This is a genomic window from Paraburkholderia sp. BL27I4N3 (assembly GCF_003386115.1).
Taxonomy (GTDB): domain Bacteria; phylum Pseudomonadota; class Gammaproteobacteria; order Burkholderiales; family Burkholderiaceae; genus Paraburkholderia.
Genome location: NZ_QREJ01000001.1, coordinates 7,694,470 through 7,713,891 on the forward strand (window position 1 = coordinate 7,694,470; position 19,422 = coordinate 7,713,891).

Annotated in this window: 15 protein-coding genes; 12 read left to right on the forward strand and 3 right to left on the reverse strand. The window is 62.9% G+C overall.

Annotated elements, in window-relative coordinates:
* Window positions 1-435: 435 nt before the first annotated feature.
* Window positions 436-1,590, reverse strand: coding sequence for a low temperature requirement protein A (locus B0G71_RS34895; protein ID WP_116147643.1), 1,155 nt, complete (start codon window positions 1,588-1,590; stop codon window positions 436-438).
* A gap of 260 nt (window positions 1,591-1,850) precedes the next feature.
* Between B0G71_RS34895 and B0G71_RS34900 the strand changes: the two genes are divergently transcribed.
* On the forward strand, window positions 1,851-2,129 hold the full coding sequence (locus B0G71_RS34900) for a hypothetical protein (protein WP_258875796.1): 279 nt from the start codon (window positions 1,851-1,853) through the stop codon (window positions 2,127-2,129).
* 657 nt (window positions 2,130-2,786) lie between these two features.
* Here the strand turns inward: B0G71_RS34900 and B0G71_RS34905 are convergent.
* On the reverse strand, window positions 2,787-3,608 hold the full coding sequence (locus tag B0G71_RS34905; protein WP_116147645.1) for an alpha/beta fold hydrolase: 822 nt from the start codon (window positions 3,606-3,608) through the stop codon (window positions 2,787-2,789).
* Window positions 3,609-3,990: 382 nt separating this feature from the next.
* Between B0G71_RS34905 and B0G71_RS34910 the strand changes: the two genes are divergently transcribed.
* The 11 genes from B0G71_RS34910 to B0G71_RS34960 all read left to right on the forward strand — a co-directional run bounded on the left by B0G71_RS34910 (window position 3,991) and on the right by B0G71_RS34960 (window position 18,483).
* Window positions 3,991-4,626, forward strand: a complete 636-nt coding sequence (locus B0G71_RS34910; protein WP_116147647.1) for a hydrolase — start codon at window positions 3,991-3,993, stop codon at window positions 4,624-4,626.
* A 239-nt stretch (window positions 4,627-4,865) separates the two neighbouring features.
* Window positions 4,866-6,734 carry an amidohydrolase gene (locus tag B0G71_RS34915; protein ID WP_116147649.1) on the forward strand — a complete coding sequence of 623 codons (1,869 nt, stop codon included), beginning with the start codon at window positions 4,866-4,868 and terminating at the stop codon, window positions 6,732-6,734.
* A gap of 39 nt (window positions 6,735-6,773) precedes the next feature.
* Window positions 6,774-8,243, forward strand: a complete 1,470-nt coding sequence (locus tag B0G71_RS34920; RefSeq protein WP_116147650.1) for a mechanosensitive ion channel family protein — start codon at window positions 6,774-6,776, stop codon at window positions 8,241-8,243.
* 141 nt (window positions 8,244-8,384) lie between these two features.
* Window positions 8,385-9,026, forward strand: a complete 642-nt coding sequence (locus tag B0G71_RS34925; RefSeq protein ID WP_116147652.1) for a phosphohydrolase — start codon at window positions 8,385-8,387, stop codon at window positions 9,024-9,026.
* 41 nt (window positions 9,027-9,067) lie between these two features.
* A complete protein-coding gene (locus B0G71_RS34930; protein WP_116147654.1) occupies window positions 9,068-9,319 on the forward strand; it encodes a DUF1427 family protein in 252 nt (83 codons plus the stop codon).
* 48 nt (window positions 9,320-9,367) lie between these two features.
* A complete protein-coding gene (locus tag B0G71_RS34935; RefSeq protein ID WP_116147656.1) occupies window positions 9,368-10,318 on the forward strand; it encodes a VOC family protein in 951 nt (316 codons plus the stop codon).
* Window positions 10,308-11,855, forward strand: a complete 1,548-nt coding sequence (locus tag B0G71_RS34940; protein ID WP_181916876.1) for an alginate export family protein — start codon at window positions 10,308-10,310, stop codon at window positions 11,853-11,855. The genes B0G71_RS34935 and B0G71_RS34940 overlap by 11 nt, the downstream gene beginning before the upstream one ends.
* A 53-nt stretch (window positions 11,856-11,908) precedes the next feature.
* Window positions 11,909-13,636, forward strand: coding sequence for an FAD-dependent oxidoreductase (locus B0G71_RS34945; protein ID WP_116147658.1), 1,728 nt, complete (start codon window positions 11,909-11,911; stop codon window positions 13,634-13,636).
* Window positions 13,637-13,713: 77 nt separating this feature from the next.
* Window positions 13,714-14,703 carry an MBL fold metallo-hydrolase gene (locus B0G71_RS34950; protein WP_181916877.1) on the forward strand — a complete coding sequence of 330 codons (990 nt, stop codon included), beginning with the start codon at window positions 13,714-13,716 and terminating at the stop codon, window positions 14,701-14,703.
* A gap of 47 nt (window positions 14,704-14,750) precedes the next feature.
* Window positions 14,751-15,269 (forward strand): DUF3331 domain-containing protein, encoded by a 519-nt coding sequence (locus B0G71_RS34955; RefSeq protein ID WP_116147660.1) that lies wholly within the window; start codon window positions 14,751-14,753, stop codon window positions 15,267-15,269.
* 181 nt (window positions 15,270-15,450) lie between these two features.
* Entirely contained in the window at window positions 15,451-18,483 is a 3,033-nt protein-coding gene (locus B0G71_RS34960) for a winged helix-turn-helix domain-containing protein (protein ID WP_116147662.1), read from the forward strand.
* 10 nt (window positions 18,484-18,493) lie between these two features.
* Here B0G71_RS34960 and B0G71_RS34965 read toward each other — a convergent pair whose 3' ends face one another.
* Complete coding sequence (locus B0G71_RS34965) at window positions 18,494-19,414, reverse strand: LysR family transcriptional regulator (protein ID WP_116147664.1); 921 nt, start codon at window positions 19,412-19,414, stop codon at window positions 18,494-18,496.
* Window positions 19,415-19,422 lie beyond the last annotated feature (8 nt).

Consider the following 19,422-nt stretch of genomic DNA (forward strand, 5'->3'; position numbering starts at 1 on the left):
GGAGGGCGATCGCCGGAACCGCCCATCGAGTTGCCTCATCCACAGTATCGAACGCAACGGCATTTAGCGCGGATCTTTGAGATCGAGTCCGGACCCGGCGTCGTTCGCTTTGCTGCGGCGGAAGTTTCGGCGGGAGTATGGGCGTTCTATCAGATCGTCGCCCAATCAGTGCTGCATCGGTCTGCCGCGGTGCTGCCCCGTGTCGGCCAGGAACCGTCATTCGCCCGCACCGTCGCTGGGACACTCAGACGTCGTCTCAACTCAGGAAGCGGCCATTCAATTAAAGATAGTGAACGTTGCTTGATCGGCCGTAGCTGACGTTTGTCTGACGCGGGCACAGCGGCCGCTGCAGGACGACGAGCGGCCGAACGTCTCCACAGACCCAGATGGCACAGCCGCGCATCGTGGCTGGAGAACTTGCGGTGTCGCTCATGGCTAGTCTCCTGTGATAGCGCTGTGGCGCGGACGGTCGTGACGCTGGGGCGGGACGTTCAGGTATCTGAGACTAAGGAAAGCATAACAAATCACCGCAGCGGTAATACCAAACAGGATGTAACCGGTTCTGGGTAATAGCAGGGCAAACCCGATCAACACGAATACGATCAGGGTGTTGACGACCAGTTGGCGCCGCAACGCGGGACGCTCCATGAAATAGCCGTACTGCTTGCCAATGAAAAAGCAGACCGCGCCGATGACCGACAGCACCCGGAAGTCGGATACCACTATGTCGTCCAGGATCGCGTGCCGGATCAGGCTGGCCAGGATCGACAGGCCGATGAAAACGAAAAAATGCGAGTACAGGACCGAATGGCCGGTCGCGAGCTTCTGTTTGGTCAGCAGGTGAAAACTGTCAAAGTAGACCCACCAGATGCTCGATATCGTCACGAAGCCGGTGGCGGCGGTCACCAGCCTCTCCACAGTCCAGCTGATATTGGCCAGTCCCGTCGACAGGCTGATAACGGACTCTCCCAGCATGATGAGCGTGAGCAGACCTACACGCTCGATCAGGTGTTCGGTATGCGCTGGGATGCCTTGGAGACGACGCGGCAAAAAAAAGATGAACACAATCAGATCGAACAGTATTCCAAGGTAAAACACGACATATCGCTGTGGCGCCGGGAACAGGATCGAAGCGAGGCCGATGGTGGTGCCAGCGACGATTACCCAGCCAACTGCCGTTGTGAGTGCCTCGCTTTCCTTATGCCGGTATTTGGACACGAAATACATCATGGCGACGATGTATTTCGAACCGGCGTAGCAGACGATGATAACGTCAAAGCTGGCCAGGAATCGTTGGTCGATCAAGCCTGAGATGATAATCAGCAGGAACATGATGAACAGGGTTGCCACCCGATGCTTCCGGTCATCGGCATCGAACCGATTGGCATACATCGTGTGGCTGGCCCAAATCCACCACAAAGGTATGAAAATCAGGACGTATTGCCAGAACTGGAGTGGGTCAAGATGACCATCGTGCGTGTGGCTCAAGATATGCGTTACGTCACCGATCGCTACCACAAAAATCAGGTCGAAGAACAACTCGAGCCAGGTGGCGCGGCGATTGGGTTCGAAATATTTTGTGTTGTGCATATCGCCTCATTGTCGTGCTTGCGCCGGGCGCGTCCGCGGGTTGTGTCGCGATAAGAATGGCAGGACGAGGCGGCTCGTAGATTATCTAGGATTGCCTACATAATGATCGAATAGTGGGCGCTGACAAGTTCATCGACTACCGCCAGGGCGACGTACTTGTCGAGATCATGCGCCTGACCAAGGGCCGCGGGGGCGATGAATGCCTGGTTTAGGAAGGACAAAATTTTCCGAGCGGCGAAGTGACGCTCCAGGCGAGCTTCGTGACGCCTTTAATCGTCCACTATGGACGGCGCTACCCTGCTGTATGGACGCATGAGCTTTCGCCGTTCTACGATGGCCTTGCTCGCATGAAATCGCACGCCCATTGGCAGAGGAACGTTCTCGGCGGCTGGGCGCTAGGCACAGGTGTTGGCTACCTGACGACGACATGGGAGACGCCGGTATCTGTCATGATACATCCTGACGGTTTGGCCATCGTATTGCGGATGCGGGAGATCTGCGCGTCCGGTTCGCTGAGCGGGATGTGGAAACGGGTCTAAGGCGACGGTTACTCGGGCACGCCAGACGAAAGGGGCGGCAACAGACAAACCGAACCTACCGCTACCGCGCCACATCTCGACTTTACCGAAACTGTGAGTTCGCGAATGCAGGAAACGGCCCTCTGCTGCGCGACGCTGTTAATGGCGGCAACCCGACACATCGCCGACGTGCAAGGAAGCCTCGTCGAAGGTCCGCAAGGGCGAGAACTTGCCGGCCGAGACGGCTGCTCGAATGGCGGTTCCACTTCTGGAAGCCGTAGTGCGGGCGTCGGGTCGAATGGCAGTTGAGGGTCGACGACAGCCGATCGAATCCGCGAGATGCAACTCTGGCGCGAAAGTAAAGCAGTCGCACTAACTTTGTCGCACCGCCGCGCATATGCGGCGCGGTTACCCGTAGGCCTTTGATTACACCTGTGCGCCGTCGCGATAACCATGGCGCCATGCGAATGCGGCATGGAAATTCTGAACCCGCATTCGGCGGGGAGTATGAACGCAAAGCAAAAACGCCGACAACCTATCTTGGACAAGCTAATTCGAGCCGGCAAACAACGCGGCGCGGCGCCCGACGAAGTGAATCCGCCAGGCTGCCGCGCCGCGTCTACAACGTATTCAACTTGCGCCGTGCGACTGCATCCACAACCGGCACTCCGGCCGTTATCAGCTTTGCAGAAACTCGAGCAGATCGGCGTTGACCTTGGCCGCTTCAGTCGTGCACATGCCGTGCGGTGCGCCAGGATAAACCTTCAGCGTGGCGTTTTTCACCAGCTTCGCCGACAGGCGGGCCGAGTCGTCGATCGGCACGATCTGGTCGTCGTCGCCGTGCAGGATCAGCGTGGGCACGTCGATCTTCTTCAGGTCCTCGGTGTAGTCCACTTCGGAGAATTGTTTGACGCATTCATACTGGCCATGGATCGAACCAAGCATGCCTTCTCGCCAGAACTCGTCGATCGTGCCTTGCGAGACTTCGGCATTGGGCCGGTTGAAGCCGTAGAACGGCACGGCAAGGTCCTTATAGAACTGCGAACGGTTCGACGCCACGTTCGCGCGAATGCCGTCGAACACCGACATCGGCAGGCCGTCCGGATTGCCTTCGGTCTTAAGCATGAGCGGCGGAACGGCGCCGATCAACACGGCCTTCGCCACCCGCGCGGTGCCGTGGCGGCCGATGTAGTGGGCCACCTCGCCGCCCCCCGTCGAATGGCCGACGAGCGTCGCGTCCTTCAGATCGAGCGCATCGATGACCGCGGCCAGGTCGTCGGCGTAGGTGTCCATGTCGTTGCCGTGCGACGGCTGATCCGAGCGGCCGTGGCCGCGCCGGTCGTGAGCGATGACGCGATAGCCCTTCTGCACCAGGAACAGCATTTGCGCGTCCCACGCATCGGCGTCGAGCGGCCAGCCGTGCGAGAAGACAACGGGCTTGCCGGTGCCCCAGTCCTTGAAGAAGATTCGCGTGCCGTCTTTCGTGGTTACCGTGTTCATCGTGTGACGCTCTCCATGCTGTGAGTGGGATGCATTGCCTGCGTGTGCGTTGCCGCTGCCGCCCGTTGTGGCGGCCATCGCAGTTTTCAATCGTACGGTGCGAGCCACTGTAGAGAACTTCAGATTGCTTAATTCTTCTGAATGCGCTTGCTTGTGTGCGCCGATCTACCGGCGCGCGTCGACCCCACCTGGCGACACCTCGCACTCGCGCTTGCAGGAATGCAATCAACTCCACACTGTCATCATTTTTAAGAACGATTAAGGACTTCCACAAGGACTCCGCGAAGCCCCGTCGATAGACTCGGCTCCAGTTTTCCTCGCTGTTCAAGCGAGCACGGCACGTCTCTCAGACATGCTTTGTCCATTCAATACGGAGCCCGTAATGCCTAAAGAACTCTTGACCCCTGATTCATGTGCGGTTGCCCTGATCGACTACCAGCCGCAGATGTTCTTCGGAACGACGTCGCATGAGCGGACCACTATCCTGCACAACGTCCAGGCAATCGCGAAGGCCTCGAAGCTCTTCAAGGTCCCGACGATCCTGACCACGGTGGCCGCCAGGTCGTTCAGCGGCGACATGGTGCCGGAAGTGCAGTCGGTTTTCCCGGAGTACACGCCGATCGACCGTACGTCGATGAACTCGTGGGAAGACGTGAATTTCCGCAAGGCTATCGAGGCGACCGGCCGCAAGAAGATCGTGCTCGCCGGCCTGTGGACGGAGGTATGCGTATCGTTCCCGACCATCCAGATGATCAATGAAGGCTACGAAATCTACGTGCCGACCGACGCGTGCGGCGACATCACCACGGAAGCGCACGAACGCGCGGTGCAACGCATCATCCAGGCCGGCGCGGTGCCGATGACCTCGTTCCAGTACATGTTCGAACTGCAACGTGACTGGGGACGCAGCGAAACGTACGAAGGCTGCATGGACATCCTGAAGGCGCACAGCGCCTATGGCATCGGCGTCCGATACGCCAAGTCGATTCTCGGCGAGCACGCGAGCGAAGCGGGCTAACCGGCTGACTCAGCGCACCGGCGCGGCATGACGCCGGCCGGAGCGTATGGATGCCGCGCCGTTCAACGACCGTGGGCCGGCATGTCCACCAGGCTCATGCCGGCCGCGGCATCCGTTCGAGTGCTCGTTAGAAGGCGCGCCGGCCGTGCGCCTCCAGGCTTCCCAGTTTCCCGATTTCCGGGCTTGCCCGGAAATAGCTCCGTGCGTGGCCGGCGGAGCGCTCTCCCATGAGGACCGCCATGACTTCCACACCTTCCGCGCCGACGCCGGCCGAGGTCGTCTTTTTCAACGGCAAGATCGCCACGCAGGACGACAAGCGCTCTTTCGCCGATGCGCTCGCCGTGGCGAACGGCCGTATCGTCGCCGCGGGTTCGCGCGATGCCGTGATGCGGCACGCCAACGACGCGACACGCCACATCGATCTGAAAGGCCGTACGGTCATTCCGGGGCTGAACGACTCGCACCTGCACATCATTCGCGGCGGCCTGAATTTCAACATGGAGCTGCGCTGGGACGGCGTGCCGTCGCTCGCCGACGCGCTCGACATGTTGCGCAAGCAGGTGGCCCGCACGCCGGCGCCGCAGTGGGTGCGCGTGGTGGGCGGCTGGAACGAATTCCAGTTCGCCGAGCGCCGTGGACCGACGCTCGAAGAAATCAATGCGATTGCGCCGGATACGCCGGTGTTCATCCTGCATCTGTACGACAGCGCGCTGCTGAATGCAGCGGCACTACGCGCGGTAGGTTATACGAAAGACACGCCTAATCCTCCCGGCGGCGAGATTCAGCGCGACAAGCGCGGCAATCCGACGGGCATGCTGATCGCGCGGCCAAACGCCGGACTTCTATACGCGACGCTCGCGAAAGGCCCGAAGCTCGCGCCCGAGGATCAGCGCAATTCCACGCGCCATTTCATGCGCGAACTAAACCGCCTCGGCGTGACGAGCGCGATCGACGCGGGCGGCGGTTACCAAGCCTATCCCGACGACTATGCCGTCATCATGGACATGGCCAAGCACAGCGAACTGACCGTGCGGATCGCATACAACCTGTTCACGCAGAACGCCAAGAAGGAAATCGAAGACTTCGCCAGGTGGGTGAAGATGACCAAACCCGGTGAGGGCGATGACTTCCTGCGCGTGAACGGCGCGGGCGAAATGCTGGTGTTTTCCGCTGCGGACTTCGAAGACTTTCTGGAGCCGCGCCCGGATCTGCCCGACTCGCTCGAAGACGAACTCGAAGCCGTCGTCAAGCTGCTGGTGGCGAACCGCTGGCCGTTCCGGCTGCATGCGACTTATAACGAGTCGATCGAACGCTTCCTGAATGTGTTCGAACGCGTCAACGCCGAAATTCCGTTCAACGGACTGCGCTGGTTCTTCGACCACTGCGAGACCATCACGCAGAAAAACATCGAGCGCGTGCGGGCGCTCGGCGGCGGTATTGCGATCCAGCACCGCATGGCGTATCAGGGCGAGTACTTCATTCATCAATACGGCGAAGAGGCGGTGAAGCGCACGCCGCCGATCCGCCACATGCTCGACGCCGGCCTGCCGGTCGGCGCGGGCACGGACGCGACGCGCGTCGCGAGTTTCAATCCGTTCGTCTCGCTGTACTGGATGGTGTCGGGCAAGACGGTGGGCGGCACGCAGATGTATTCGGCCGAGAACAGGCTCGATCGCATGGAAGCCCTGCGCCGCTATACGGTGGGCAGCGCCTGGTTCTCGAACGAGGAAGAGCGCAAGGGTGCGCTGGTGCCCGGCCAGTTCGCGGACTTCGCGGTGCTCAGCGAAGACTTCTTCACCGTCGACGAGAGCCGCATCAAGTTCCTCACCTCGAACATGACGGTGGTGGGCGGCAAGGTCGTCTATGCGGACGACGAGTTCGCGCCGCTCGCGCCGCCTGATCTGCCGGTCAGTCCGTCGTGGTCGCCGGTCGCGGAGTTCGGCGGCTACAGCCGTTATAAACCGACGGCGGTGGCGTGCGTGGACGGTTGCGTCAATCTGTGCGGCGTGCATGCCCACGCGCACGGCTGGGCGTGGCGCAAGAACGTGCCGGTCAGCGATTCGAACGGCTTCTGGGGCGCGCTGGGTTGTAGCTGTTTCGCGTTCTGACCTTCACCGCTTGATGCCACGAGGCCAGCGAGAACCTTTATGCCGACCCTGAACGATGGTGTGCTGTATGGGCTAGGCATTCTGGTTCTCGATTTCCTCGCCTGGCGTTTCATGACCCGTAAAACAGACAAGGGACGTCTCGCACTGCGCGCGCTGATGTTCGGCTTGTCGACCTATGTGCTGTTCGGTTACGGCATGAATCCGCTGCGCGCGGCGCCGTGGCCGGACGAGCCGGTGCGTCATCTGCTCGCGCAATTGCTGGAGGTGGTGTGGTGGCTGCAAGGCGCGCGGCTCGTGACGATCGTGCTGGATCGCACCGTGCTGCCGGAGAGCTGGCACAAGGAGCGCCTGTTTCAGGACGTGTTCGGCGCGCTGGTGTTTCTGGCGGCCGCGGTCGGCGCGATTGCCTTCGTGCTGGAACTGCCGGTGCGCGGCCTGCTCGCGACCTCGGGCGCGCTCGCGATCGTGCTCGGTCTCGCGATTCAGAGCACGCTCAACGACGTGTTTTCAGGCGTGGTGCTCAACGCAACGGGGCCGTTTTCGATTGGCGACTGGGTGACGATCGGCGAAGTGGAAGGCAAGGTGGTCGAAACCAACTGGCGCGCGACCAGCCTGCTCAACGGGCAGGGCAACATCGTCGTGATTCCCAACAGCGTGGCGGCGCGCACCAATATCGTCAATGCCAACCAGCCTTCGCATACGCACGGCATCAGCGTGCTGCTGCCGGTCAAGCCTTCGGTGCGGCCCGCCACCGTGTTGCAGGCGCTCGCCAACGCGGCGGCAAGCTCGGAGAACGTGCTTGCCGAGCCGAAGCCGGTAGTCAGCGTGCGGCGTGCGACCAACGACGCGATCGAGTACGAGATCGTCTGCTATGTCGATTCGCTGAGCAGGAAGATCGACGTGCGCAACGAGCTATTCGATCTCGCGCACCGGCATCTGTCATCGCGCGGTGTGGTGCTGCATCCGCTGTCCGTGGTCGAGCCCGTGAACGAGGCCGCGGATGAAAAGCAGCGCCTGCTGCGCAGCGTGCTCATTTTCCAGACGCTCGACGACAGCGGCATCGCGGAGTTGGCCGCGCAACTGACGCGCCATGAGTTCGATGTCGGCGAAACCATCTACAGCGCGGCCGACGAAAGCGGCCACGCGTTGCACATTCTGGCGAGCGGCGTGGCGAAAGTCACCGTGCCGAAGGACAGTGGCGAGCTCGAACTGCGCCGTCTCGCGCCGGGCGACTCGATCGGCCAGTCGGGCATCCTGGCGGGCGTCAAGACCGGCGTGATCGTTCATGCGCTGACGCGAGTCACCGTTTTCCGGCTCGACAAGGCCGCGTTGACGCCGATTCTCACGCGGCGCCCCGAAGTGGGACGCGAAATGTGCCGGCTGCTGTCCGAACACCATGAAACGGAGAAGCTGATGCTGGCGTCGCCGGACGAGGCCGATTCAGGCTCCGGCGGTCTGCTGCAATGGATTCGCGATGGGGTCCGGCGCATCCATGACCTCACGCTGTGAACGCAGTGCGAGCCGTGCCGCGTCGATTAAGTCTTTTTAAGGATTCGCCAAAGTCTTTATGAGGTTAATTCGCTACGCTGCATTGAACAGTCTGTCGGCGAGGCGCGCCCGCAAGCGAATGTCGGATAGGGAGGAGGAGACGTGAAGAAGACCATCGCGGGAGTCGACATTCCCGACAGTCCGTTGGCGCGGGCCGCAACCGATCGGATCCGCGCCACGGAGTCGAGCCTGATGTTTCATCACGCGCTCAGGGCATATCTGTTCGGCGTGTTGACCGGCGTGCGCGACAAGCTCACGTTCGACACGGAGTTGCTGTACGTAAGCGCGTTGTTTCACAACGTCGGGTTGAATGTGCGGCATCAGCGGTCCCCTTGTCGCTATGAAGTGGACAGCGCGAACGAGGCGCGCGACTTCATGCTCCAGTACGGCGTTGCCGTCGGCGCGATCGGCGAGGTCTGGGCGGCGATCGCGCTGCACACCACGCCGGGCATTCCGGAGCATTTGTCGCCGCTCGTCGCGCTGGTGAGCGCGGGCGTGCAGATGGACATTCGCGGCGCCCGCTATGGCGAGTTCACCGCGCAGCAGCGCGACGAGATCGTGCAGGCCTGTCCGCGCGAAGCCGGCTTCAAGAAGCAGATCATCGAAGCCTACGCGCGCGGCATGGAGCATCGTCCCGAGACGACGTTCGGCACCGTCAATGCGGACGTGCTGGACAGGTGGGACCCGAACTATCGCCGGCTGAATTTCTGCGGGCTGGTGCTGGGTTCGGAGTGGGCGAATTGACGACGCGGTTCGCCGCAAGTGTGCATACAAAGGAAATCAGCATGGGCTACATCATTTCATTGGGAGTCGGCTTCGGCGTTGGACTTCTTTACTGGCTGCTCAAGGTGCAGTCGCCGGCGCCGCCGCTGATCGCGCTTGCCGGCCTGCTCGGCATGGTGCTGGGCGAGCACGCGATACCGGTCGTCAAAGCGCAGTTTTTCGCGCAGGCGACCACGGTTCAGGTCGTCGAGCGGCAGCCGGGCAGCCCGGCGCAAAAGCCGGCCACGCCCGGCGCGACAAAAGAGGGTGGCTGATCCTGCCAGCCGCCTATTCAGATATTGCTAACACGATCGGGTAATCACATGTTCACATCGCTTCAACGCTTTCGTCCCATTGCGGCTTTCTGCGCAGCCTTACTGATCGGCCTTGCGCCGGTCTCGTCCGCATTCGCCGATAACGGCCCGCCGGAAGTCTCGAGCGGCAAGACCGCGCTCGCGGCGCGCATGCCCGACGTCTCGGTCGGCGCGCAGTACGACACGACCCATGTGTACGTCGCCTCGGCGGATCTCGACGCGTTCGTCACCAGCTTTCTCGCCACGTTCGGCGGCAAGGCGTCGCCGCGCGCAGTGTTCACGGTCACGCCGACGCCGAGCAAGACCGCGTCGCAATACGTGCAGACGCCGGTCGGCATGCTGTCGGTGTTCGGCTTCGAAACGCCGATTCCCTATCCGTTCGGCAATGAACGCACCGGCTATCTGGTCACCAACATCGACCAGGCGGTGAAGGCGGCGCGCGCGGCTGGCGCCGACGTGCTGGTCGACAGCTTCGACGATCCAATCGGCAAGGACGCGATCATTCAATGGCCGGGCGGCCTGACGATGCAGCTCTATTGGCACACCAAGGCGCCGAACTACGCGCCGTTGCACAGCGTGCCGGATAACCGCGTGTATGTGTCGCGTTATGAGGCCAACAACTTCGTGCGTCGCTGGGTGCATTTTTCGCATGGCAAGGTGGTGTCGGATAACCCGCGCGCGGATGCCGGCGTGATTGGCCGTCCCGGCGAGACGATTCGCGAGATCCGCATCAATTCGGGCTTCGGCCGCATGGTGGTGTTCGTCACGGACGGCAAGCTGCCGTTCCCGTTCGGACGTGAAACGACTGGCTATGCCGTCGACGATCTGGCGCAGACGCTCGAGCGCGCGCAAGCGGCCGGCGCGAAGGTGGTATCGCAGCCGTACAGCAGCGAAGCCGGCAAGAGCGCGGTGCTCGAATTCCCGGGCGGGTATATCGCCGAAGTGCACGATGGCCAGTAAAGCAGGCCTCATGCGGACGTTGCAGACCTTGCAGGCGGTGCGGCCGCGCGAGCGGTTACGCCGGCGCTCGGCGCTGCGCGCGGCCCGCGCGCTGTTGATCAGCGCGGGGCTGGCGGCCGCACTGCCGGCGTCGGCGGCGGACACCGCGCTCGGCGGTGCGGACGATACCAGCACGACCAGTACGCCGAGCACAACGGCAACGGCAACGGCGGCAGGCACTTCATGCGCGCGGCCTGCTGTCATGTTCAACCGCTGGCAGGAAAACTGGTCGGCGCTCGCCAATCCGTGCGTGCCGAAGAAGCCCTTCGACTCGCTGAAATACATTCCGCTGTTCGGCAATCCCGACGCGTATATCTCGCTCGGCATGGTGCTGCGCGAGCGGCTCGAAATGAACGACGCGCCGCTCTTCGGCCTCGGTTCGGGCCACGACGACACGTATGTGCTGCAACGTCTCGAAGTTCACGCGGATGTGCGCCTCGGCCCTCATGTGCAGATCTTCACGCAGTTCGAGGACGCGCGGCCTTTCGGTAAAGACAACGTCTCGCCGGTCGACAAGAATCCGCTCGACCTGCGCCAGGCGTTCGTCGCCATCACCGAGCCGCTCGGACCCGGCACCTTCAAGTTCCGCGTCGGCCGCCAGGAGATGGCGTTCGACTTGCAGCGGTTCATTTCCGTGCGTGACGGCCCGAACGTGCGCCAGGCGTTCGACGCCATCTGGGCCGACTATGAAACCGGCCCGTGGCGCTGGATCGCTTATGCGACGCAGCCGGTGCAGTACCGCGACAACTCGGATTTCGACGATGTTTCCAATCGCGACCTGACCTTCAGCGGCGTGCGGGTCGAGCGCAAGGCAGTCGGTCCGGGCGATCTGTCCGCCTATTACTCGCGCTACAACCGCAGCAACGCGCGCTTTCTCGACGCTACCGGCAACGAGCATCGCGACGTGTTCGACGCGCGTTACGCCGGCTCGGTCAATCACATCGACTGGGACGCGGAGGCGATGTATCAGTCGGGCCATGTCGGCAACAAGACGATCGGTGCGTGGGCGGTGGGCACGCTCGCCGGCTACACGCTGGCTTCGCTGCCGTGGACGCCGCGTCTCGGTCTGCAGATCGATGCGGCCTCGGGCGACACGCATCCGGGAGACGGCCGCATCGGCACCTTCAATCCGCTCTTTCCGAACGGCTACTACTTCGCGCTCGCCGGTTATACCGGCTACTCGAACGTGATTCACGTCAAGCCGTCGCTGATCGTCAAACCGAACAGCAAGCTCTCGCTGCTCGCGGGCGTCGGGCTGCAATGGCGCGAGACCACCGCCGACGCGGTATATCAGCAAGGCTCGGCAGTCGTGCCGGGGACGGCGGGACACGGCAGCCGCTGGACCGGTTTCTATACGCAACTGCGCGCCGACTATGCGGTCACCGCGAATCTCGCCGCCGCCCTCGAAGCCGTGCATTTTCAGGTCGGACCGTCGCTGCGCGACCTGGGTGCGCGCAATTCCGACTATGTAGGCGCCGAACTCAAGTTCGGCTGGTAACGCCGTATCGGCAACACGTCGTCAGCGAGGCGTGTCAGAAGAGGTTATTTTTTATGAGCACGCCTGATCTACAGGTCGAAGCGGCGCCGTCCGAACTCGAGTTTCCGTATTCGTCGCTGGAATACCGGCAGCACCAGATGTTCCCGCGGCTTTCACCCGCGGAGATTCAAAGCCTTCGGCGTTTCGCCACGCCGATGTCGTTCAAGGCCGGCGAACTGATCTTCGAAACCGGCAAGATCGCGCTCGGCCTGTTCGTGCTGTTGCGCGGCCGCGTGCGCATTTATTCACGCGACAGTTTCGGACGCTCGACGCTCGTCACGGAACATGAAGACGGCCACTTCATGGCGGAGATGGCCCAACTCTCCGGCAAGCCCGCATTGATCGACGGCGTGGCATTGACCGACGCCGAGACGCTCGTGATCGAGCCGGAGCGCCTGCGGGCGCTGATCGTCGCCGACGCGCAACTCGGCGAACACATCATGCGCGCGCTGATTCTGCGGCGGCTCGGGCTGATCGAGCAGGGGCTGGGGCCGATCATCGTCGGCAATGGGAACGATGATCGGCTCATCAGGCTGCAAGGTTTTCTGCGTCGCAATGCCTATCCCGCGATGGTGATCGACGCGCGCACCGATCCCGAAGCCATCACGCTGCTGGGCGGCATGACCACCGGCCCCGGCGATTTTCCGCTGGTGTTCTGCCCGAACGGAAACGTGCTGCGCGCGCCGGACGAAGTGCAGCTCGCGTCGTGCCTCGGACTCGTGCCGACCTTCGAGCAGTCGCATGTGTACGACGTCGCGATCGTCGGCGCGGGACCGGCGGGACTTGCGGCGTCCGTGTACGCCGCGACGGAAGGACTCTCGGTTGCGGTGTTCGATCAGAGGGCGCCGGGTGGCCAGGCCGGCGCGAGTTCGCGCATCGAAAACTATCTCGGCTTTCCCACCGGCATTTCGGGGCAGGCGCTCGCCGCGCGCGCGTTCCAGCAGGCGCTGAAGTTCGGCGCGCATCTGGCGATTCCCGGCAAGGTCGTCGAGGTGTGCCGCAACGAAGGCATGTTCCTGCTCACGCTGCTCGACGGCCAGCGCATCAACGCGCGCACGGTCGTGGTGGCGAGCGGCGCCGCGTATCGCAAGCCGGCGGTGGCGGGTTTCGAGCGCTTCGAGGGACGCGGCACGTACTACTGGGCGTCGACGATCGAAGCGAAGCTGGTGAAAGGCCAGGACATCGTGCTGATGGGCGGCGGCAATTCCGCCGGTCAGGCGGTGGTGTTCCTCGCCAACTTCGCGCGCAGCATTCGCGTGCTGATTCGTGGCAAGGACCTCAACGCGAGCATGTCGAAGTATCTGTTCGACCGGATCGGCTCCTTGCCCAACGTGACGCTTTGCACCAGTTGCACACTGCGCGCGCTGGAAGGTGACGAAGCCGGACTCACGCATCTGCACGTGCGGCACGAACAGGATGGCGAGGACGAAGTGGTGGCATCGCGCCATCTGTTTCTGTTTATTGGCGCGGACCCGAAGACGGATTGGCTCGACATGAGCGGCGTGGAGTTGGATAACCGCGGTTTCGTCGTCACCGGTTTTGCGCGCAGCGAACATGGATTCTCGCAAGCCAGCGCGCGATATCCGCTCGAAACCAGCGTGCCGGGCATGTTCGCGGTGGGCGACGTGCGCTCGGAATCCGCGAAACGGGTGGCCGCCGCCGTGGGTGACGGCGCAGCGGTCGTCGCGCAGATTCATGCGTATCTGAGCCAGCTCGCGACGGTGACTACTCAGGATGATTAATAAAAATTAGCGAGTGCGCCTGGCAAGTGGCCGCTATGCTTTTCAGCATATTCACGATGAACACCAGGGATCGAATCATGAAGTGGATACGGCGCAAATGGACGATGCATGCAAACATGTGGTGCGCGTTCGTATTGAGTCTGGCGGCGAGCATGGTAAGCGATTCCGCGTTCGCCGCCGCGCCTCAGGTGAAAACGCAGGGACCAGGCTTCTACCGGATCATGCTCGGCGGCTTTGAAGTGACCGCACTGCTCGACGGCACGCATCCGTTTCCGATCGATACAGTGGTGAAGGACGTGTCGAAAGCCGAAATCGCTCGCGATCTCCAACGCGATTTTCTGCAGGCGCCGGTGCAAGGTTCCATCAACGCGTTTCTGGTCAACACCGGTTCGAAGCTGATCCTGATCGATTCCGGCGCTGGCGTGCTGTACGGCGACTGCTGCGGCAAACTGCCCGAGAACTTGCGCGCGGCCGGCTATCAGCCCGAGCAGATCGACGAAGTGCTGCTGACGCATCTGCATAAGGACCATGTCGGCGGCATCGTATCGAACGGCCAGATGGCATTTCCGAACGCGGTTGTGCGAGTGAGCCAGGTTGAAGCCGACTACTGGCTGAACCCGCTCAACAAGTCGAAAGCGCCGGCTTTTCTCAGCACCTTCTTCGACGCGGCCAGCGCCTCTGTTGCGCCTTACGTCGCGGCCGGACGCTTCAAGCCGTTCAGTGGCGACGCCGAACTCGAAACGGGCATTCGCGCGGTCGCGTTGCCCGGCCACACGCCGGGCCATACCGGCTATCTGGTGGAGAGCGAATCGCAGGATTTGCTGGTGTGGGGCGACATTATCCACGTCGCGTCGATCCAGTTACGGGACCCCGCGGCTTCGGTCGAATACGACACCAGCGCGGCGGACGCGCAGCGCTCGCGCCGCTCGTCGTTCGAACTCGCGGCCAGCAAACGCTATCTGATCGGCGCGGCGCATGTCGCCTTTCCGGGCCTCGGGCACGTCAGAAAAAACGGCCGCAGATACGACTGGGTGCCGGTCAACTACGAGGCCGCACCCGGCCGGTGACATCAGTGCTGATCGGTTCCACCCGCACACACTTCGGGAGCAGCATCATGCATATCGAAACCCCCTTGACGCAACGCACGGATACGGTTCAGTACGAGACGCGCGTTCGTCGTGGAGCGTGCTGTCAGGTCAGCGAGAACGCGCCGGCGATGCCGGACGACCGGCGCGCGCCGGTATGGGATCACGTGATCAACCGGCTGTTGGCGGGCTATTGCAACGAGACCGAAGGCGAAGCCTATCTCAAGCCGCGGGCTAAACGCGTCGCCGGCGCGGCGGACACGCCGTCGCGTCATATCCAGATCGAAATACTCGAGCGTCTGTCGGACACATCGATCGCCGTGCTGTGGCGGGACGCGACCCGCTGTCAATACGTCGACCAGGTGTGGATCTGCTGCCGCGCCCGCATCAAGGGACGCTGCGCACTGAGCGGCGCGACGATTCGCCGTGACGATGCAATCTACAAGCCGAGAATACGCAGCGCGGTTCCCGCCAATGCAGACGCCATGATTCTGGCTTCCGTCATTGCCTGCATGACGTCCACTGTCTTGACGGGCGACTCGCGTTAGCGCGCCACTGCGGGCACGCGGTCCGTCACCAGCAGCCGCTTGCTCAGTACAAAAAATTTGAACGATAGGTTCAGTTTTTTCCGCGCATGCGTATTCGCGGTTGGTCTAGACTTCGGGGACATAACGCTGAGTGATCAATGCTCAGTGTTTTCTTTCCCGCAGCGTCTTGGATACTCAGGCAATGATCCGCATTGGCCCGCTTCAGGTGGACCTCGCCAGCCGGGAACTGTTTCTCGACGGCCAGCCTGTGCGCATCGGCAGCCGTGCATTCGACATCCTGGCCGTGCTGATCGGCGCGAACGGCGCGCTGGTGTCGAAGAGCGCCATGCTCGAGCAGGTCTGGCCGGACACTATCGTTGAAGAGAACAATCTTCAGGTGCATATGTCCGCCCTGCGCAAGGTGCTGGGCGAGAGCCGCAACCTCATACAGACCGTGTCGGGAAGAGGCTACCGGCTGGTGTCGCGAGACGCATCCGCAGAACAGGCGGGCAATGCCGCTCGCGATAACGCGTCCGACGCCGCTGAAGACAGCGCATCCCTTCGCGGTACTCCCAACAATCTGCCGGCTAATAGCTCGCCGCTGATCGGGCGGGACCAGGCAATCAACGACATTGCACAGGCGCTCGCTTCAACGCGTCACGTGACGCTCGTCGGCTCGGGCGGAATCGGCAAGACGCGCCTGGCCATCGAGATCGCACGCAGCTTACTGGCGCACTTTCCCGAAGGTGTGTATCTCGTGCCGCTTGCGTGCGCCGTGGACGCGAACAGCGCGCTCGCCATGTTCGCCAATAGCGTGGGCGTGAGCGCCGCGAGTGGCCCGCTTACGCTGGCCCGCATCAGCAAGGAAATCGGCGAACGGCGTGTGCTGGTCGTGCTGGACAACTGCGAGCATGTGCTAGGTCCCGCGGCCGAACTGGCCGAAGCGCTCGTGAACGTGAGTCCGGCCATGCGGATTCTCGCGACCAGCCGCGAACCTCTGCGTGTCGTGGACGAACACCTGTACTGGGTGGCGTCACTCGACGTGCCCGCCCGCGACGCTGAGAGCCAGTGTGTGTTGCAACACAGTGCCGTCCAGTTGTTCCTGTCACGCGCCCGCGCGATCGACGCGCGTTTTTCGTCCGACGACAGAAGCATCCATTTGACCGGCACCGTATGCCGCCGCCTCGACGGCATTCCGTTGGCTATCGAACTGGCGGCGGCCCGCGCCGCCATCCTCGGCATCGAGACGCTCGCCGATCATCTCGACGACCGCTTCAACATGCTGACGGGCGGCAATCGCACTGCGTTGCCGCGCCACCAGACCTTGAAGGCGACGCTCGACTGGAGCCACGCGTTGCTCGACGACGCGGAGCGCACGACGTTGCGCCGGCTCGGCGTTTTCGTCAACAGTTTCATGATCGACTCGGCGATCGCTCTGGTGAGCGACGAACGCTTGCGCGAATCCGACGTGATCGCGGCGCTATCCGGGCTCGTCGAAAAATCGCTGGTGGTGATGCAGGCCGAGCGCGGCAAGGCGAGGTATCGGCTGCTGGAAACCACGCGTGCCTACGCGATGCAAAAGCTCGACGACAACGGCGAGCGGCGTCTCATCACGCTCGCTCACGCACACTATTTCTCCAACCTGCTCGAACGCGATCCGTCGAGCGACGCCTCCAATGGAGCGCGTGAAGCGGACGCCGCGGGCGCCGAACGGCACGGCTGGCATCACCGCATGCGCGAGCAACTCGACGATTTGCGAGCCGCGCTGGGCTGGGCGCTATCGCCCAAAGGCGACGCCGCGCTGGGTGAAACGCTGGCGGTGAAGTTCGTGTCGCTGCTGTATGAGCTTTCGCTGGTCGACGAATGCTGCGTGTGGACGCGGCGCGCGCTCGACGCCGTGCACGCGACGTATCAGGGCTCGCGCTCGCCGCGCCATTTACGCGTGCGCATGCAACTGTTGGCCGCGCTCGGTGCGGCGCTTGTCTACGTCAATGGACCGGATCGCGAGACGCTCGGCATCTGGGCCGAAGTGCTCGCGCTCGCGATTGCGCTCGGTGATCAGACCTTCGAAGCGCGCGCGTTGTGGGGCATGTGGAACGCGAGCCAGTCGTCCGGCGAGGCGCGCAACGCGCTGGCGTTCGCGCAGCGCTTCGCTTTGCTCGCCGCCGAGACGGGCAATACCGCCAACAGGATTCTCGCTCATCGCCTGCTTGGCATCGCCTCGCACTATGCGGGCGATCAGCACCAGGCGCGCGCGTCGCTCGATCAGCTCTTGCAGCATACCGGCCGTCTGCAGCATCGGCTGCCGCTCGGGCAATCCATCGATCAGGGTGTGGTCGGCCGCGCGACGTTTGCTCGCGTGCTCGGCTTGCAGGGCGCGCGCGATCAGTCGCTCAGGGTCGCCGAGGCATGCGTTGCCGAAGCGTGCCGGCAGGAGCAGGCTATCGTCACGTGTTATGTGCTGGTCGAAGCGGAAATTCCGCTGGCGCTGCTCGCGGGCGATCGTAAGCGGGCGGCTCAGGCCATCGCGCTATTGCAGGACGTGTCGACGCGCGGCGGGCTGCGTGTGGCGCATGCGTGCTGCCGCTGTTTCGACGAATACCTGCATTCGCTGGATGACAGCAGCGCGCAGCGCGTGCACAGCTTCCGCACCGCGTTGGACGATCTCGACGCGCTCGGCTACGCCGCGCCACGCGCCATGCTCGTCGCGCAATACGGCCTTGCGCTCGGCCGTGCCGGACAGCTCGAAGAGGGCATCGCCGCCGTGGTCGACGCGCTCGCGCGGGGCGACGAAACCGGCGACCAGTGGTATGCGGCCGAACTCAGACGCGTGCACGCCGAACTAGTGCTGATGGAAGACGGCTTTGGCCAGTCGCCGTTCGGCGCCGCGGCGACGCAGGCGCAGGCGAGTTTGACCGCGGCGGTCGAAGAATCGTCGGTACAGGGTTGCGGCACGTTGCAACTGCGGGCCGCGACTAGCCTCGCGCGGCTTTGGCATGCGCAAGGCCGGAGCGCGGAGGCGGTGCAACTGCTGAGGTCCGCTTGCGCGAGACTGACGGAGGGCCGCGATTGGGACGACTTCAAGGCGGCTAAAACATTGCTGCGTGCGGCGGCTGAAGCGTGCGCGCCGGCCGGTATTGCAACAGCAATCGATACGCGGATGCACCCGCATGCGGATGCCAATGCGGCGTCGTTCGACGACCCGCCACCGGGCGAGATCAGCGAAGCCTGCTAGTCATCGAACCTCAACCGTGCAGCATGCGCTGTTGCACTACGTCGTCGATCAGGTCCGGCCGGTTCAACTGATCGACCCACCATTGCAGCGCGTTGCCGCTCTCGTTGTCGCGCCACGCCAGGTAGAAGTGCGTGACGTCGCGCATGCCGATCACTTCCTTTTGCACCAGCTCGCCCTGCCTCAGCGCGTTGACGGCGAGGCATTCCGGAATTGTGCCCGCGGCGAGGCCCCTGATCTGTGCGGCAAGCTTGGCTTCGAGCGTGGGCACCGTGAGCACTTCCTGATTGACGGCGAGCGCGATCGTGCGCGGCGCCAGTTTGCGCGACGTATCGCCGATCGCGACCGCGCGATAGCGCGCGACGATGTCCATCGTGAGCGGTCCGGGTATCGACGCCAACGGATGATCCGGCGCCACCACGAACACATGTTTCAGCGAGCCGATCGGTTTCGCGATCAGATTGGGAATAGGCGGCGGATCGCCGGCCGCGCCGACGATCAGATCCGCGCGACGAGTGAGCAGCGCGTCCCACGAGCCGCCCAACACTTCTTTCGACAGATGCAGCTTCGTTTCCAGCTTCAGCTTGTAGAACTCGCTGACGTGATGCCAGAGCAGGTCGAACGGAATGATCTCGTCGACGGCGATGTGCAGATCGGATTCCCAGCCGTGCTCAATTCGCTTCGCCTTGAATTCGAGCGCTTCGGCCGCTTCCAGCAGACGCCGGCCTTCCTCGACGACCACGCGTCCCGCGTGCGTCAGCGTGGCACGCCGGCCAGTGCGGTCGAACAGCTTGACGCCGAGATCGAGTTCGAGTTTCTGAACCAGATAACTGAGCGACGACGGCACTTTGTGAAGCGTTTCGGCGGCGTTCGCAAACGTGCCGGTTCGATCGATTGCATCGAGTACCTGCAGGACTTCAAAAGATAGATTCATTGAGGAAA

Coding starts and splice junctions, on each gene's coding strand:
- B0G71_RS34895 (WP_116147643.1), bottom strand. CDS start 1,590: ATGCACAACACAAAATATTTCGAACCCAATCGCCGCGCCACCTGGCTC.
- B0G71_RS34905 (WP_116147645.1), bottom strand. CDS start 3,608: ATGAACACGGTAACCACGAAAGACGGCACGCGAATCTTCTTCAAGGAC.
- B0G71_RS34910 (WP_116147647.1), top strand. CDS start 3,991: ATGCCTAAAGAACTCTTGACCCCTGATTCATGTGCGGTTGCCCTGATC.
- B0G71_RS34915 (WP_116147649.1), top strand. CDS start 4,866: ATGACTTCCACACCTTCCGCGCCGACGCCGGCCGAGGTCGTCTTTTTC.
- B0G71_RS34920 (WP_116147650.1), top strand. CDS start 6,774: ATGCCGACCCTGAACGATGGTGTGCTGTATGGGCTAGGCATTCTGGTT.
- B0G71_RS34930 (WP_116147654.1), top strand. CDS start 9,068: ATGGGCTACATCATTTCATTGGGAGTCGGCTTCGGCGTTGGACTTCTT.
- B0G71_RS34935 (WP_116147656.1), top strand. CDS start 9,368: ATGTTCACATCGCTTCAACGCTTTCGTCCCATTGCGGCTTTCTGCGCA.
- B0G71_RS34940 (WP_181916876.1), top strand. CDS start 10,308: ATGGCCAGTAAAGCAGGCCTCATGCGGACGTTGCAGACCTTGCAGGCG.
- B0G71_RS34945 (WP_116147658.1), top strand. CDS start 11,909: ATGAGCACGCCTGATCTACAGGTCGAAGCGGCGCCGTCCGAACTCGAG.
- B0G71_RS34950 (WP_181916877.1), top strand. CDS start 13,714: ATGAAGTGGATACGGCGCAAATGGACGATGCATGCAAACATGTGGTGC.
- B0G71_RS34955 (WP_116147660.1), top strand. CDS start 14,751: ATGCATATCGAAACCCCCTTGACGCAACGCACGGATACGGTTCAGTAC.
- B0G71_RS34960 (WP_116147662.1), top strand. CDS start 15,451: ATGATCCGCATTGGCCCGCTTCAGGTGGACCTCGCCAGCCGGGAACTG.
- B0G71_RS34965 (WP_116147664.1), bottom strand. CDS start 19,414: ATGAATCTATCTTTTGAAGTCCTGCAGGTACTCGATGCAATCGATCGA.